The organism is Nocardia transvalensis NBRC 15921 (assembly GCF_000308875.1).
In the GTDB taxonomy this organism is placed as follows: Bacteria; Actinomycetota; Actinomycetes; order Mycobacteriales; family Mycobacteriaceae; genus Nocardia; species Nocardia transvalensis.
Genome location: NZ_BAGL01000033.1, coordinates 12180 through 28202 on the forward strand (window position 1 = coordinate 12180; position 16023 = coordinate 28202).

The following is a 16023-nucleotide window of genomic DNA, read 5'->3' on the forward strand; positions in this document are numbered from 1 at the left end:
CTCAACGAAGAGTGGTCATTGTCTCGTCGCGGCGGAGTGTCAGCGATCGGGGATCATGGCGTCCAGCTCCTCGGGAGACCACGGACCGGCCTGGTTGTGGTCGCGGTAGCCGAGCGGCTTCATCTCCGGTTTGGCGAATCGGCCGACGAAACCGCCTGCGGCGACGAAGATCTCGCCGCTCACCCGGCGCGCCGCGTCGGAGGCGAGGTACAGGTACACGGCCGCCGCGTATTCGGGCGGGGGAGCGTCGAGCGAGCCCCGCATGGTCAGCTCGTCGAGCAGCCCGCGCCGATGCAGATCGCGAATGTGCGCCTCGTAATCGGGCCCCGTCGATAAACGCGTCTTCGCCCCCGGGCAGACGACATTGACCCGCACGCCCGACTCCCGTAGCTCGGCCGCCATGGCCAGGCTCAGGCTGGTGACCGCGCCCTTCCCCGCCGGATACCCGGTGCCGCCGTAATCGCCGAGGTAGGCGAAGGATCCGGTGTTGACGATCGACCCGCTGCCACGGGCCGCCATGCGCGGCGCGGCGGCGCGGCAGGTGGCGAACACCGTGGTGAGGTGGGAATCCAGCAGCGCCCGCCAGTCCGCGGCGGTGACGTCGAGGATCGACGAGCGCGGCGGTTCGGCGATCCCGGCGCAGTTGACCAGGATGTCGATCTCCCCGTAGGTCTCCACGCAGGCGGCGACGAGCCGCTCGGCGATCCCCTCCTCCGCCGCCGACCCCGCGATTCCGGTTGCGCGCCCGCCCTTCTCGGTGATGGCCTCGGTCGCGCGGCGCACGGCCGCCGCGTCGCGGGAGTTGACGACGACGCCCGCACCGGCGGCGGCCAGCAGTTCGGCGACGGCGAGACCGACGCCGCTGCCGCCGCCGACCACCACCGCACCGCGGCCGCCGAGTGACGGTTCGCTCATGACCGGATGATCTGCCCGCCGTCGACGTTCAGGATGTGGCCCGTGACCCACGCCGCGTCGTCGGAGAGCAGGTACAGGCACGCGCCGACCAGATCGTCCGGCGTGCCCATGCGCTTGATCGGGATGCGGGACACCAGGTCCTTCACGATGTTCCCGGGCGTCGCGGTTCGCGTGGCCTCGGTATCGATCGGCCCCGGCGCGATGGCGTTGATGCGAATCTTGGATCCGCCCAGTTCGGTCGCCAGCTGCTGGGTGAGGCCGTTGATCCCGACCTTCGCCAGGCCGTAGAAGCCCGAGTAGAGCCACGCGGCCGTGGAGGACTGGTTCACGATGGAACCGCCGCCGTTCTTCGCCATGTGCTGCCACACCGCGCGCGTCACATTGAGCGCGCCGTCGAGGTTCACGCTCATGAACTTCTTGTAGTAGTCCCACGGCACCGTGAGCAGGAGGTCGAGCTTCATATCGCCGTAGATGGCGGCGTTGTTCACCAGATGATCGATGCCGCCGTACTCCGCGACGGTGAAATCCGCCAGGGCCGTGGCGGATTCGGGATCGGCGACGTCGACGGTGTGGAAGACGGCGGTGCCGCCGTCCGCGACGATCTGCTTGGCGACCTCCGCACCCTTCTCCGCGTTCAGGTCGGCGACGACGACCTTGGCGCCCTCGGCGGCCAGCGCCGCCGCATAGGTGGCGCCGATGCCCTGTGCGGCGCCGGTGACGATGGCGCTACGGCCTGCGAAACGTGCCATGACTTGTTGTGCTCCTTAGTGATTCGAAAACTACGCGGGGGAGGCGACGAGTTTGGTCTCGAGGTATTCCTCGAAGCCCGCGACACCCATCTCGCGGCCGATGCCGGACTGCTTGTACCCGCCGAACGGCGCGTCGGCGTGGTACCAGAGGCCGCCGTTCACGCCCAGCGTGCCGGTGCGCACCCCCGCGACCACCCGCTCGATCCGTTCGGGGTCGGTGCCCCAGACGGAACCCGACAGGCCGTACGGGGATTCGTTGGCCAGCCGGATCGCGTCGGCGTCGCCGTCGTGCGGGATCACGACCAGAACCGGCCCGAAGATCTCCTCCTGGGCGACGGGCGAGGTATTGGGCAGCCCGGTGATGAGGGTCGGCTCGACGAAGTAGCCGCGCTCGCGGTCGGCGGGCCGCCCGCCACCGGTGACGATCTGCCCGCCCTCGGCCCGCGCGATCTCGATATACCGCTCCACCCGATCCCGCTGCCGCGCGGAAATCAAAGGCCCGCAAATGGTTCCGGGATCGGTGGGGTCGCCGGCGCGCAGCCCGGACAGGGTCTTCGCCGCGGCGGCCACCGCGTCGTCGTAGGCGGCGCGCGGCACCAGCAGCCGGGTGGTGAGCGCGCAGCCCTGACCGGCGTGCACGGCGACCGAGAACGCGGTGAAACCGACGGCCGTGCCGATATCGGCATCGTCCAGCACGACCGCGGCCGATTTGCCGCCGAGTTCCAGGAAGGTCCGCTTGAGCGTGGCCGCCGCGCTCGCCATCACCGAACGCCCGGTCTGCGTGGAGCCGGTGAAGGTGATCATGTCGACCCGTGGGTCCTCGGTCAGCCGCGCGCCGAGCGCGTGATCGTCGGAGGTGACGATGTTGATCACCCCGGCGGGAATGTCGGTGTGCTCGATGATGAGCGAGCCGAGCGCCGCCGCGCACCACGGGGTATCGGGAGCGGGCTTGAGTACCACGGTATTTCCCGCCGCCAGCGCCGGTCCGAGCTTCGCCAGATTGATCTGGTGCGGGAAGTTCCAGGGCGTGATGGCCCCGACGACACCCACGGCCTCGCGCCGGATGACGCGCCGGCTGGTGATGCCCATCTGCTCCGCGGTGCCGAGATCGGTTTCCCAGGAATAGCTTTCGGCCAGGTCCGCCGCGAACGTCAGGTCGGTGACGGGTCCCTCGAGCTGCGGTCCGCTGGTGAGCATGACCGGCGCGCCCACCTCGGCGACGGTGATCTCGCGCAGTTCCTCGCTGTGCGCGCGCATGGCGTCGCGCAGCTGGCGGAGGCAGTGGGCGCGGAAGGCGTGGTCGCGGGACCACTCGGTGCCGTCGAACGCCGCCCGCGCCGCCGCGATCGCGGCGTCCATATCGTCGGCCGAGGCGTTGGCGGCGGTGCCGATCTCCTCCTCGGTGGCGGGGTTGATCGTGGCGAAGACGCCGGATCCGCCGGGAACCAGCTTGCCGTCGATCAGCAGGGATGTGCCCCCGGCGGGAACGAGACTGTTCATGTGCCGTCTCCGATATGTGTCTGGACAGGTGTTTGGAAGGTAACGCACTGTCCAGACATCTGTCCAGCTCACGGCGAACCTTGTCGTGAAACGTTCTCGGTAGTACTGTCCAGACAGATGTCCATCATGTGTCTGGACAGGTATTCTCGTGCCGCGAACTTTTCCGCGGACGTCCGGTCCACGACGATGTCGACCTTTCAGGAGGCACCAGTGTCCGCGCCCTCGATGCCCGCGGGGTTCGATTTCACCGACCCCGCGCTCTGGGAAACCCGCGCTCCCATAGCGGAATTCGCTCAGCTGCGCAGTACCGCGCCGGTGTGGTGGAACGCCCAGACCGACGAGCAGTCCGGCGGCTTCCACGACGGCGGCTACTGGGTGGTGAGCAAACACGAAGACATCAAGGAGATCTCCCGGAAACCCGAACTCTTCTCCTCCCGGGAGAAGGGCGCGATCATCCGGCTGCCCGGCATGATCACCGCCGATCAGATCGAGCTGACCAGCGCGCTGCTGATCAATATGGATCCGCCCAAGCACAGCAAGATCCGCAAGATCATCTCCAAGGGCTTCACCCCGCGGGCGGTCGAGGGCCTGCGCGCCGCGCTGGCGGAGCGGGCGGCCGCGATCGTGCACGCGGCGAAGGAGGGCGGCGCCGGAGACTTCGTCGAGCAGGTCGCCTGCGAGCTGCCCTTGCAGGCCATCGCGGAGCTGCTCGGTGTCCCGCAGGCCGACCGCCACAAGCTGTTCGAGTGGTCGAACGCGATGCTCAACTACGATGATCCGGAGTACGGCGACACCGACTCCACCGATTCCGCGGCCAATGCCTCCATGGAGATCCTCGGCTACGCCTGGAATATGGCCGAGCAGCGCCGCGCCAACCCGCTCGGCGATATCGTCAGCCAGCTCGTGCAGGCCGATGTCGAGGGTGAGGGGCTGGGCTCCGACGAATTCGGCTTCTTCGTCATCCTGCTGGCCGTGGCCGGCAACGAGACCACCCGCAACGCCATCACGCACGGGATGAAGGCGTTCGTCGACAATCCGGAGCAGTGGGAGCTGTACAAGGAGCAGCGCCCCCGCACCGCGCCCGACGAGATCGTCCGCTGGGCCACCCCGGTGACCGTCTTCCAGCGCACCGCCACCGAGGACACCGAACTGGGCGGGCAGCTGATCCGGAAGGGGCAGCGGGTCGGATTGTTCTACAGCTCCGCCAATTTCGACGCCGACGCGTTCGACGACCCCTTCGCGTTCGACATCACCCGCGACCCCAACCCGCACCTCGCCTTCGGCGGCACCGGAACCCACTTCTGCGTCGGTGCCAACCTGGCCCGCCTGGAGATCGACCTGATGTTCAACGCCATCGCCGACGCCATGCCCAACCTGTCCCAGGTCGCCGAGCCGCAGCGCCTGCGGTCCGGCTGGATCAACGGGGTGAAGCATTGGGAGGTCCGCTACTCCTAGAGAGCCCGCCCTCCATTTTCCCGGCGAGAGCCCGCCCTACATTTTCCCGGCACGCTTTTGGCCGGGATCCACTCTCTGGTAACGGTGGATCCCGGCCAAGAGCATGCCGGGAAATGAAATTGGCTGCCGGGAAATGAAATTGGCTGCCGGGAAATGGAATTGGGTGCCGGGAAATGGAATTGGGTTGCCGGGAAAATGGAATTGGCGGAGGGTCAGGAGGTCTTGTGGGGGACGGCGGTGACCAATCCGCCGTCCACGACGAACTCCGAGCCGGTGGCGTAGGAGGACTCGTCGCTGGCCAGGAACAGGACGAAGGTGGCGACCTCCTCGGGCTGCGCGGGGCGCCCGAGCGGGATGGTGACCAGGTCGTCGGGGATGTTCTCCGTCATCGGCGTGCGGATCAGGCCGGGGTGCAGGGAGTTGACCCGGATCTTGTGCGGCGCCAGCTCCAGCGCCGCGGACTTGGCCAGGCCGCGCACGCCCCACTTGGAGGCGACGTAGCCGTGCGCCCAGGGCGCGCCGCGCAGGCCCTCGATCGAGGAGACGTTGATGATCGAGCCGCCGCCGGCGGCCTTCATCGGCTCGACCGCGGCGCGCATGCCGAGGAAGGTGCCCGTCAGGTTGATGTCGATGATCTTGCGCCACTTGTCCAGATCGAACTTCTGCAGCGCCCCGCCGTTGATGATGCCGGCATTGTTCACCAGGACGTCCAGCTTGCCGAACTCACGCTGCGCCAGCTCGACGGCAGCATCCCAGTGGCCCGGGTCCGAGACGTCGAGTTCGGCGAAACGCGCCGCGTCGCCGAGCTTTTCGGCGAGGGCCTGGCCCTCGTCGGCGAGCACGTCACCGATGATCACCCGTGCGCCCTCGTCCACCAGCAGCTGAGCGTGGGCGGCGCCCATCCCGCGGGCGCCGCCGGTGATGAGTGCAACCTTGCCGTCTACACGTCCCATGGGCGTCACGCTAGCATAAAACTGGAACGTGTTACAGACTGCTGTCCAGAAATCTGATCGGACGCCCTCGAGGAGAATTCATGCCTATCCGCGTCGCCCATATCGGAACCGGGAACGTCGGCCGTCTCGCGCTCGGCGGGCTGATCGAGAGCCCCCGGTACGAGCTGACCGGGGTGTGCGTCTCGACGCCCGCCAAGGTGGGCAGAGACGCCGGTGACCTTGCCGGACTGGACATCTCGACCGGCATCACCGCGGTCGACAGCATCGACGCGCTGCTGGAGACGAAGCCGGACTGCGTGGTGTACTGCGCGATGGGCGACACCCGCATCAAGGAGGCGATCGAGGACTGCTGCCGGATCCTGGCGGCGGGCGTCGACGTCGTCGGATCGGCCCCCGGGCTGCTCCAGTATCCCTGGCAGGTGTTGCCCGACAAGTACATCGAGCCGGTGGAAAAGGCGGCGGCGCAGGGGAATTCGAGTCTGTTCGTCACGGGCGTGGATCCCGGGTTCGCCAACGATCTGCTGCCCTTCGCGCTCACCGGGACGTGCCAGACCGTCGAACAGGTCCGCTGCTCGGAGATCGCCGACTACGCCACCTACGACGGCGCGATCGTGATGTTCGACGTCATGGGATTCGGCAAACCTCTGGACGAGGTGCCGATGCTGCTGCAGCCCGGCGTCCTGAGCATCGCGTGGGGCGCCGCGATCCGGCAGCTGGCCGCGGGCCTCGGAGTCGAGATCGATTCCATCACAGAGGATTACGAGCGGTACCCGGCCCCCGAGGCGTTCGACGTGGCCGCCGGGCGGATCCCGGAGGGCGGGCTCGCGGCGCTGCGGTTCGAGATCCGCGGCATGGTGGGGGACCGGCCCGTGATCGTCATCGAGCACACCACCCGGCTGCGGGAGGACCTGTGCCCGGACTGGCCGCAGCCCGCCCAGCCCGGCGGGTCCTACCGCGTCGAGATCACCGGTGAGCCGTCGTATCGCGTGGATATCTGTCCCACCAGCCGCCGCGGCGACCACAACCACGCCGCCATCGTCGCGGCGGCCGGCCGGATCGTGAACGCGATTCCGGATGTGCTGGCCGCCGCGCCCGGCATCCGGACCATCCTCGACCTGCCGCTGGTGACCCGGCCGGGAGTGGTCACGTCGTAAGCCGGCGCACGAACTCGATCGTCCCGAGGTGACGCATCGCGCGGCAGCCTCGGGCGAGCATGGCGAGAAACGCCTCGTCGCCGCGGTCCGTCGTGGCGGCGAAGGCGTATCCCAGCGTGATCAGCATCGGGATCTGTAGCATGCCGACCCGGTAGTCGTTCCAGCAGTCGGCGGCGGAGTAGCCGGTGACGCCGTGGCCGAGGAGGCGCCGGTGGTAGACCTCGACCAGGTCGGCCTCGGCGCGCTCGCGCAGCGCGGTGTCCAGGCTCGTACCGAGGAAATACGCCAGGTCGCGCGCCGGGAGCCCGATCGCGATCGTCTGCCAGTCGACGACGGTGACCGAGGTCCCGCCGGGATCGAAGAGCAGGTTGTCCAGGCGGAAGTCGCCGTGCAGCAGGCAGAACCGGTCGGGGTCCAGGCCCAGCCAGCCCTCGACCAGATCGGCGGCCTCGGTGAGGGTCGCCCGGTCCGCCGCGCCGATGTGATCGCCGATCCCCGACAGCGTGGCGTCCAGCGCGACGTGCGCGAGTTCGCCCATGCCCCGGGCGAAGTCGGCATCCGGCCGCGGCATGGTGACGCCCTCGAGCGACAGCCAGCCGGGATCGCACCAGCGCGGCCCGTGCAGACCGGCGAGGGCACCGACGGCGAGCCGCGCCTCGGCCTCGCCGCAGCCCCGGATCTGATCGCCCTGGACGGCGGGATCCAGATCGGACATCAGCAGGACGAATTCCGCTCCGTCGCCGGTGATCTCGCAGTGGTGCACCCGCGGCAGCGGGACCGAGACCGTGCCCGCGACCCGGGTGTAGAAGGCGTGCTCGGCGCGGTATCCGAGGGCGACCCGGGCGCGCACCTCCTCCTGTTGCGAGGGCAGCTTCGCGATGAGCGAGCGTGGGGCGTCCGAACTCCGTGTGTAGACCGGGGTGAGGCGGTAGGTCGCCCCCGTCTGCCCGGTGCCGACAGCCTCGACGCGCACGGCCGAAATATCAACGTCCAGAACGGATCCGAGCCACGCGGCCGTGAGCTGGGAAGGGTCTGTGGGCAGTTCCGCAGATTTCATGACGCGTTCTTCCTTCCGGGGCTTCGCCGCCCCGTCTGCCGATCGATAGTGGCACATGCCGCACCCGTCCCGAGAAAGTGATTGCCGTCACGTTCGGTAGGTGATACCGTTCTCCGGACACATGTCCAGGCGAATGTTTCAACAAGTGTTCGGACGTGCCCGGTGCTGGGGTTATCGCTTACCGCGACGCAGCGCGCCGGGCAGCGGGAGGTCCACGAGGTAATGCGGTCCACGGTCGGCGATCCGGGTATTCAGGAGGCGGGCGAACTCGTGCCCCCGGGGTCGGCGACCCCCGAATCGCCGACCGGGGGATCGCAGGGAGGGCGGTCGGGGGAATCGGGCGGAGCGCCGGACGTGACGGCGTGGGGAGCCCTTCGCGGGAACTTCTCCGGGACGGTCCTGTCCAGCCTCGCCACGCTCGGCCGGGCGCTGCACATCGGCGTCGCCGCCGTCCGCGTCGGCGTCGTCGACGCGGTGCGCCTGCGGTTCCAGGTGCACGAAACCCTCACGCAGGCATGGTTTCTCATCAAGGTCACGGCGATGCCGAGCATCCTGATGGCCATCCCCTTCGGTGTGATCGTCTCCGCGCAGGTCGGCAATATCGTGTCCGAACTCGGCGCCGATTCGATGATCGGCGCCGCGGGCGGGCTCGGGGTGATCAAACAGGGCGCGCCGATGGCGAGCGCGATGATGCTCGGCGGGGCGGGCGCCGCGGCCATCGCCGCCGACCTCGGCGCGCGGACCGTGCGCGAGGAGGTCGACGCCATGCGGGTCATGGGCGTGGATCCGATTCAGCGCCTGGTGGTTCCGCGGATCGCGGCGATGATGCTGGTGGCCCCGCTGCTGAACATCCTGATCGTGGTGGTCGGCATCGCGTCGGGCTTCGCCGTCGCGGTCACCGCGCTGGACGTCACGCCGGGCAGCTACTGGGCGTCCTTCGGATCCTTCACCACCACGCTGGACATCTGGGTCTCCCTGATCAAGGCGCTGATCTTCGGATTCCTGGTGGTGGTCATCGCCTGCCAGCGCGGGCTCGAGGCCCGGGGCGGGCCGCGCGGCGTCGCCGACGGCGTCAATGCCGCCGTGGTGCTGTCCATCGCGGCGGTCGCCGTCCTCAACACCGCGATCACGCAGGTCGTGACCATGTTCTTCCCCGTGAGGATGGCATGATGACGGCGGCGGGATACCTGCCCGCCGGGCTGCGCTGGGCGGGGCGGCTGCGGCACCGGATCCGTCCGCTCGCGCCGGTCGACTCGATCGGTTTCGTACTCGGCTTCTGCTGGCAGGTGCTGTCCGCACTGCCGCACACGCTGGTCCACTACCGCCGCCAGACGGTCATGGTGATCACGGATATGACCTGGGGCCGCGGCTCGGTCATCGTCGGCGGCGGAGTGGTGCCGCTGATGCTGCTGCTCGGGGCGGCGATGGGCGCGTCCATCGGCATCGAGGCCTACAGCGCGCTGAATCTGCTGTCGCTCGGCCAGCTCAGCGGCCTGATCTCCGCGTTCGGCGTCACCCGCGAGCTGGCGCCGATCGCGGCGGGCGTCGGATTCGCCGCGCAGGCCGGCTGCCGGATGACCGCCGAGATCGGCTCCATGCGCATCTCCGAGGAGATCGACGCGCTGGAATCGCTGGCCGTGCGGTCGGTGCCGTTCGTGGTGACGACCCGCGTCATCGCCGGAATCGTCGCCGTCGCACCGGCATTCGTGGTGGCGCTGATCCTGAGCTATCTGTCCTGCGAGGTGATCGTGACCACGATCCACGGCACCCCGTCGGGCACCTACGACCACTACTTCGACCAGTTCGTGCTGGGCTGGGACGTGATCGCGGCGACCGTGAAGGTCATGCTGTTCGCCGTCGCGGTCGTCCTGATCCATTGCTACCAGGGCTATTTCGCCACGGGCGGGCCCGAGGGCGTCGGCACCGCCTCGGGGCGCGCGGTGCGGGCCAGCCTGGTGACGATCATCGCCCTCGACATGTTCGCGACCATCGTGCTGTGGGGCTTCCGGTCTCCCATCACCTTCACCGGGTGAGGTCATGCCTGTATACATCCTGCCCGGAACGGAAGTCGGACCCCGTCGCGCCCGGATTCTCGGTTTCGGCGCGCTCGTCCTCGCCGTGCTGGTCGTCGTCGGGTGGCGGGTGATGCCGGACAACCCGCCCGCCGACCAGATCCATGTCGCGCTGCTGACCGGCCACGTCGGCGAGGGCATCGCGTCGGGGACCGACGTCCGGCTCGACGGTGTGCGCGTCGGCTCCGTCGGCGCCATCGCTACCGAGGGCCCGGGGCGGCAGCGCGTCGAGCTGACCCTGGCCGGCTCGCAGCTGTTCGGGCTGACCAACGCGCTGTCGATCGACTACGTGCCGGGCAACCTCTTCGGAATCAGTGCGCTGCAACTCCATTCGCGACCCGGCGGCACGGCGCTCGGGAACGGGGCGACGGTCGACCTGACCGGCGACGCCGACCGCGTCCAGGACGCCACGCTCTCGGCGCTGCTGGACGCGACCGGCAAGCTCACCGCGGGCGTGCTCACCCCGAAACTCTCCGAACTGCTCGCCCAGGTGTCGCGGGACGTCAGCGCCTTCACGCCGCTGCTGCAGGCGATCGGCGCGACGGCGCGCGCGTTCGCCGAAACCCAGCAGCTGCCGCCGTCCGTCCTGTTCGATCGGTACGGATCCGCGCTCCAGGGCGTCCCGCCGCTGATCGACGGCGGGCTGACCGTGCTGCGGGCCGCGTACACCAACGAGTACCTGAAGTCGCCGGAACACATCGCGCGCTACCGGCAGATGTTCTCCGAATTGCAGTACAACCTGCTCCCGGCCGTCATGGCGGCATCCGGTGTGGGACAGCAGTATTTCGGTGATTTCATCCCGATCGCCACCACGGTCCTGGACCGGCTGTCCTCGTCCGTCGGCGATCCCGAGCGCTCCGGGCAGCAGCTGAGCGAATTGCTCGATCGGCTGGGCGGGGCGTTCCACGACACACCCGACGGCCCGGTGCTGAATGCCCGAATCGACCTGGTGCCCGGAGTGGCGGGGCCATTGGCGGCCCAGCTCGGGCCGCAGGCTCTGACGGGAGGGCACTGATGTCGACCCGGTCGCTGCTGATCCGAGTCTCGATCGTCGTGGCGCTGATGGCCGTGGCGCTGGCGGCGGTGTTCCGCGTGGTCGAACGACCGGTAGCGGGGGATACCGACACCTACACCGCGATGTTCACCGATGCCAACGGCCTGCGCCTCGGTGACGATGTGCGGTTGCACGGGGTCCAGGTCGGCAAGGTGCGCGCGGTCGAACTGTCGGGCACGCTCGCGCGGGTGCGGTTCACGGTGGAGCGCGCGCATCCGCTGTTCACCGAGAGCAGGCCCGCCATCCGCTATCAGAATCTTTCCGGTTTCCGCTATCTGGACATCGAACAGCCCGATCAGCCCGGGACCCGGCGGAATCCGTCGGCGGTCTTCGGCACGTCGGAGACCGTCCCGGCATTCGACATCACGACCCTGTTCAAGGGTCTGCAACCGGTGCTGGCGGAACTGTCGCCCGACGATCTCAACCGGTTCGCGACCAGCATGCTCGCCGTGATCCAGGGCGACGGAACGGGTCTGGGCCCGGCGCTGGACGCGATCGAGAAGCTGAGCCGCCTCGCCTCCGACCGCCAGGCGGTGCTGTCGACCCTGGTCGGCAATCTCGGGCAGATCGCCGATCACCTCGGCGGCCGATCGGGTAACGCCATGAAACTGCTGAGCAATCTGACCGGCCTGTTCACCGCGATCGCCGAGAAGCTGCCCGGCCTCGTCGACTTCTCCTACGCGATCCCGCCGGTGCTGCAACCGATTCGGGACATCATGAACTTGCTGGGGGTGACCGGCGACCGCAATCAGGACCTGGACGCCCTGCTGCACAACGTCTTTCCCGCACCGCAGGAAGCGGCGAACGTCTTCGGTCGGCTGCCCGGCCTGATCCAGACCATCGCGTCGACGCTCCCGCCGACGGGACGCGACGCGCAGATGACCTGCTCGCACGGCGCGGCCGTCGCCCCGCCCGCGCTCCAGGTACTCCTTGCCGGACAAAGGATTACGCTATGCCACCCGTCATGAGAACCGACGCCGAACGCCGTCGCGCCGAGTTGCGCTGGGGGCTGGCCGCCATCGGGGGAGCCCTGGTGCTCGTCGCGGCCATCGGCGTGGTGTACCTGACGGGCACCACGCCCGAGCGGACCTATTCCGCGGATCTCGCGCAGGCCGGATCCATCCGGCCGGGCGACGACGTCCGCGTCGCGGGCGTGCCCGTGGGCAAGGTGAAATCGCTGACGCTGCAACCCGATCGGGTCCGGATGACGTTCACGGTGTCCGACGAGGTGTCCGTCGGGGACGCGACCACGCTCGACATCCGGATGCTCACCGTGGTCGGTGGCTACTACCTGGCCGTTCAGCCCGCCGGGGCGAAACCCCTGGGGTCGGCGGTGATTCCGCAGGATCGCGTCACCATTCCCTACAACCTGACCCAGGCGTTCCAGGATGCCGTGCAGCCGGTTCAGCAGCTCGACGGCGGAGCGTTCCGGAAGGATCTCGCCGCGCTGGCCACCTCGATCGATGCCAGCCCGGATGCCGTGCGCACGGCCCTGCGCGCGGCGGGGGACCTGGTCGCGATCATGGACAAGCAGAACGCCGACATCTCCGGCACCCTGTCCATCGCCGACGAGTACCTGGCGGCCCTGAACGCGAATTCCGCGGTGGTGCTGCGGTTCCTGAACTCGCTGCGCAGCCTCGAGTCGCTGGTGCAGAACAACAAGACGCAGGTCCGCCAGTCCCTGGAGGACCTCGCCGCGGTCCTGCACGGCTTCGCGCCGTTCGGCCGCGTCTGGGACGAGACCCTGAAGCAGCGCGTCCAGCCCCTCGCGGACGCGGTGCCCAAGCTGGAGGAACTCGGCACTCAGCTCGGCGCACTACTCGATTCCCTCCGCAGCGCGGAGCAACGCCTACTGCCCTACCTCCCCCCGGACGGCGGCGTCACCGTCGACCAGTCGGGGACGACGATCCAGCCTTCCGCGGTGTGTGTGCCGGTGCCGGGGGGTGGATGCTGATGTGGGCACGAATCCTCGGATCGCGCGGCCTGATGTCCGCCACGGTGATCGTCGTTCTCGTACTCGCCGGCGTCGCTGTCCTGAAGGTGACCAAATCGGAACCGGCGATGCGCAGCTACTGCGCCGAGATGCCGGACAGCGTCGGGCTGTACGAGGGGAGCGCGGTCACCATCATGGGCGTGCCGGTCGGCCGGGTGAGCGAGATCCGGCCCGACGGCCCGACCGCCCGCGTGCGGTTCACCGTCCCCGAAGACCGCAAGCTGCCGCCGGACGTCGGCGCGGTGACGGTGAGCGACACCCTGATCGCCGACCGGAAGCTGGCTCTCGTCGGCCCCGAACCCGCCGGCCCGGGCTGGGATTCGGGCCGGTGTATCACGAGAACCCTGACCCCCAAGAGCCTGACGCAGACGTTCACCGCCCTCGCGGGTCTCGCCTATCAGCTCAACGGCGCGGGCGATCCCGCGCAACGCACCGCGGTCGGCTCCGGACTCGAGGCGCTGGAGCGGGCGACCTCCGGATCCGGCGACCAGATCAACGCCATGGTCCTCCAGCTCAGCCGGGCGCTCGCCGCCCCGGACGCGGCCGTCGGCCATATCGGGCAGCTGATCGACGCATTGAGCGAACTGGCGCACAAGGCCCGCGGATCCTGGTCCGACGTGCAGGAGTCGGTCAGCGGGCTCACCCAGACCTTCGCCGATATCAACGTCATGGCGATCCCGCAGATCGTGCAGATCGTCGGCGCCCTCGCCGAGGTGCTCCCGCAGCTCAACGACGTCATCACCCTGATCGGCACGCCCACCGTGCGGGCGCTGAACTCGATTCCCGATCTGCCCCGGCTGATCACGGCCGGCGTGGGCTCGCTCTCCGATGTCATCGAGATGGCGCCCGCGATCGCGAACGGATTCGCCACGGCCGCCGACCCGGCGACCGGGCAGCCGACCATCGGCTACGCGCCACCGAAAATCGCCTTACCGCAACAGGATACGACCCAGATCTGTGCCGCCGTGCAGGCGATCACGGGGCAGCAGTGCGGGCGATCCGAGAACGGCGCGGTCACGGTGCCCACCGTGCCCCTGCTGCTGGCGGCGGTGAGCGCGCGATGAGGAGGGTGCTGTTCGTGTTCCGGCGCAGCGGAATTCCCGCCCTGCTCGTCGCCGTCCTCGCACTGGCGTCCGCCGGCTGCGATGTGCAGCCGGCCGAGATCCCTGTCCCCGGAAGCGGAGTCGGCGGACAGACCTACCACCTGCGGATTGAATTCGCCGACGTACTCAACCTCCCGCGCGGCGCCAAGGTCATCGCCGACGGCGTCCGCGTGGGCGAGCTGACCGATGTCACCCTCGTCGACGCCGTTGCGGCACAACCCGATCGCCCGGCCGTGCCAGGCCACGTCGTCGCGGACGTCGAGATCGCGAAATCGGCCCACCTGCCCGTCGGCACCACCGCCCAACTGCGGCAGGAGACACCGCTGGGCGACGTCCACATCGCCCTCACGGCGCCGCCCGCAGCCACCGCCATGCTCGGCCCGGACGCGACCATCCCGTTGTCGGACACCAGCCAGTCCCCGCCCATCGAGGACATCATGGCGCGACTGGCCGTCTTCGTCGGCAGCGGTGCGATCAGTGATCTGCAGGCCATCGTCCACAAGCTCAACGGCGTCATGCCCCAGGACCCCCGCGATACCGCCCGCATCGCCGGAATACTCGGCGGCGACTTCACCGACCTGGCCGACAACCAGAACTCCATTCACAACCTCGTCGCCGGATTGCAGGCCACCGTCGACGACGGATTACTCGGACACACACCGGATTTCGACCAGTTGCTCACGGCCGAGGGCGTGCAGCACACGACCGATTCCATCGAGACGACGATCAGTGTCATCTTCGTGCTGACCGCGCTGGGCCCGCTCGCGCCCGCCGTCGCCTGGCTGGGACCGCTGTTGCAGTCGCTCGACGGCACCGCCCGCGCCGCGATACCGATGCTGTTCGGCGCCCGCCCGCTCGACACCACCTCGCCGTCCGCCCTGAAGAAGCTCGTGGACCTCATCCAGAACAAGATCATTCCCTTCGCCGACCGCGGCCCGAAGGTGAACCTCGTCGGCGTCGGCTCGCCGGAGCCTGCCCCCGCGATGTCGCCGGAGGAGCAGACCGGCCGCATCATCGATGTCCTGCGGATGATCGGAGCAGTCCGATGAAAACCCGTGCGGCAGTGTCGCTGTCCGCCATCGCGGCGGTGCTGATCCTCGGCGTCGGCTACATGGCAGTCGGCGTCCTGCACCTCGACCCGCGCCGCGCGTACATCACCGCCGACATGCACCTCGACAACTCGGGCGGGCTCGGGCCGAACGCGCCCGTCCTGCTCGACGGTGTGCAGGTCGGCCGCGCCGAGGAGGTGCGCAAGCAGGCCACCGGCGTGCTGGTGCGGCTGCGGATCGACGACCGCTACCGCATCCCGCTGACCAGCGGCGTGCGCATCGAGCAGATGTCGGCGCTCGGCGAGCCCTACATCCAGTTCTCCCCGGACAGCGCCGCGGGACCATATCTCGCCGACGGCAGCACCGTCCCGACCGACCGTATCCGGATGCCGACGACCATCACCGAGGTCGCCGCCCGATTCGTCCAGCTGCTGGGCCAGATGCATCCCGAGACCATCGAGAAACTGGTCGGCACCTTCGACCACGCGCTGGCCGGAACGGACACCGCCGTACAGACATTGGAACGGTCGACCAACCTGCTGGCGGCCACATTGCTCAGCCGCACCCCGACCATTCGCCGGCTCTTCGACGATATGCAGGCACTGGGCGGGAACATCGACTGGCTGGGTCCGGGACTGGCCGGCGGCGGCCCGGAGTTCGGCGCGTTCGGCCAGGCGCTCAGCGATATCGTCCAGCAGGCGTCCGGCCTGGTGGAGGCCCGTCCGGTCGACTCCTACTACACCGGCGACGGTGTCGCGCCGTTCATGAAGGAGCTGAGGGCGTTCTTGACCAAGATCGGTCCCGGCGTGGCCCCGCTGGCGCCCGTGCTGGCCCCCGTCGTCGACGACGCGGCCCGGCGCGCGCCCCGGCTCGATGTCGGCGCGCTGATCGACCAGGCACTGCACGGTGTCGATCCCGACGGCACGGTGCACTTCCGCATCACCACCAAATAGCCCAGCCCGGCAGAGG

Annotated in this window: 15 protein-coding genes; 10 read left to right on the forward strand and 5 right to left on the reverse strand. The window is 69.0% G+C overall.

Features of this window, described 5'->3' with window-relative positions; all coding sequences use genetic code 11:
* Positions 1-39: 39 nt before the first annotated feature.
* The 3 genes from ON41_RS10620 to ON41_RS10630 are packed head-to-tail and all read right to left on the reverse strand — an operon-like array spanning position 40 to position 3164.
* A complete protein-coding gene (locus ON41_RS10620; protein ID WP_040747325.1) occupies positions 40-915 on the reverse strand; it encodes an SDR family NAD(P)-dependent oxidoreductase in 876 nt (291 codons plus the stop codon).
* Positions 912-1664, reverse strand: coding sequence for an SDR family oxidoreductase (locus ON41_RS10625; RefSeq protein ID WP_040747327.1), 753 nt, complete (start codon positions 1662-1664; stop codon positions 912-914). The genes ON41_RS10620 and ON41_RS10625 overlap by 4 nt, the downstream gene beginning before the upstream one ends.
* Positions 1665-1694: 30 nt before the next feature.
* Entirely contained in the window at positions 1695-3164 is a 1470-nt protein-coding gene (locus tag ON41_RS10630) for an aldehyde dehydrogenase (RefSeq protein ID WP_040747329.1), read from the reverse strand.
* 210 nt (positions 3165-3374) lie between these two features.
* Here ON41_RS10630 and ON41_RS10635 point away from each other — a divergent pair, with 210 nt between their 5' ends.
* The gene (locus tag ON41_RS10635) at positions 3375-4619 is read left to right on the forward strand and encodes a cytochrome P450 (RefSeq protein ID WP_040747331.1); all 1245 of its coding nucleotides are present in this window, start codon (positions 3375-3377) and stop codon (positions 4617-4619) included.
* 212 nt (positions 4620-4831) lie between these two features.
* Here ON41_RS10635 and ON41_RS10640 read toward each other — a convergent pair whose 3' ends face one another.
* Complete coding sequence (locus ON41_RS10640; protein ID WP_040747333.1) at positions 4832-5572, reverse strand: glucose 1-dehydrogenase; 741 nt, start codon at positions 5570-5572, stop codon at positions 4832-4834.
* A gap of 80 nt (positions 5573-5652) precedes the next feature.
* Between ON41_RS10640 and ON41_RS10645 the strand changes: the two genes are divergently transcribed.
* Positions 5653-6726 carry an NAD(P)H-dependent amine dehydrogenase family protein gene (locus ON41_RS10645; RefSeq protein WP_040747335.1) on the forward strand — a complete coding sequence of 358 codons (1074 nt, stop codon included), beginning with the start codon at positions 5653-5655 and terminating at the stop codon, positions 6724-6726.
* Here the strand turns inward: ON41_RS10645 and ON41_RS10650 are convergent.
* On the reverse strand, positions 6716-7783 hold the full coding sequence (locus tag ON41_RS10650; protein ID WP_040747337.1) for a phosphotransferase family protein: 1068 nt from the start codon (positions 7781-7783) through the stop codon (positions 6716-6718). The genes ON41_RS10645 and ON41_RS10650 overlap by 11 nt on opposite strands.
* Positions 7784-7945: 162 nt before the next feature.
* Here ON41_RS10650 and ON41_RS10655 point away from each other — a divergent pair, with 162 nt between their 5' ends.
* From ON41_RS10655 to ON41_RS10690, 8 genes are read left to right on the forward strand one after another with little or no spacing between them, the layout of a single operon-like run.
* On the forward strand, positions 7946-8953 hold the full coding sequence (locus ON41_RS10655; protein ID WP_246829496.1) for an ABC transporter permease: 1008 nt from the start codon (positions 7946-7948) through the stop codon (positions 8951-8953).
* Complete coding sequence (locus tag ON41_RS10660) at positions 8953-9816, forward strand: ABC transporter permease (protein WP_040747339.1); 864 nt, start codon at positions 8953-8955, stop codon at positions 9814-9816. The genes ON41_RS10655 and ON41_RS10660 overlap by 1 nt, the downstream gene beginning before the upstream one ends.
* 4 nt (positions 9817-9820) lie before the next feature.
* Entirely contained in the window at positions 9821-10870 is a 1050-nt protein-coding gene (locus ON41_RS10665) for an MlaD family protein (RefSeq protein WP_040747341.1), read from the forward strand.
* A complete protein-coding gene (locus tag ON41_RS10670; RefSeq protein WP_040747343.1) occupies positions 10870-11877 on the forward strand; it encodes an MlaD family protein in 1008 nt (335 codons plus the stop codon). Before ON41_RS10665 ends, ON41_RS10670 begins: the two co-directional genes overlap by 1 nt.
* On the forward strand, positions 11874-12863 hold the full coding sequence (locus ON41_RS10675; protein WP_246461703.1) for an MlaD family protein: 990 nt from the start codon (positions 11874-11876) through the stop codon (positions 12861-12863). The genes ON41_RS10670 and ON41_RS10675 overlap by 4 nt, the downstream gene beginning before the upstream one ends.
* Positions 12863-13966 carry an MlaD family protein gene (locus ON41_RS10680; RefSeq protein WP_040747497.1) on the forward strand — a complete coding sequence of 368 codons (1104 nt, stop codon included), beginning with the start codon at positions 12863-12865 and terminating at the stop codon, positions 13964-13966. The genes ON41_RS10675 and ON41_RS10680 overlap by 1 nt, the downstream gene beginning before the upstream one ends.
* Positions 13963-15054 (forward strand): MlaD family protein, encoded by a 1092-nt coding sequence (locus ON41_RS10685; protein ID WP_063709865.1) that lies wholly within the window; start codon positions 13963-13965, stop codon positions 15052-15054. Before ON41_RS10680 ends, ON41_RS10685 begins: the two co-directional genes overlap by 4 nt.
* A complete protein-coding gene (locus ON41_RS10690) occupies positions 15051-16007 on the forward strand; it encodes an MlaD family protein (RefSeq protein ID WP_040747347.1) in 957 nt (318 codons plus the stop codon). The genes ON41_RS10685 and ON41_RS10690 overlap by 4 nt, the downstream gene beginning before the upstream one ends.
* Positions 16008-16023 lie beyond the last annotated feature (16 nt).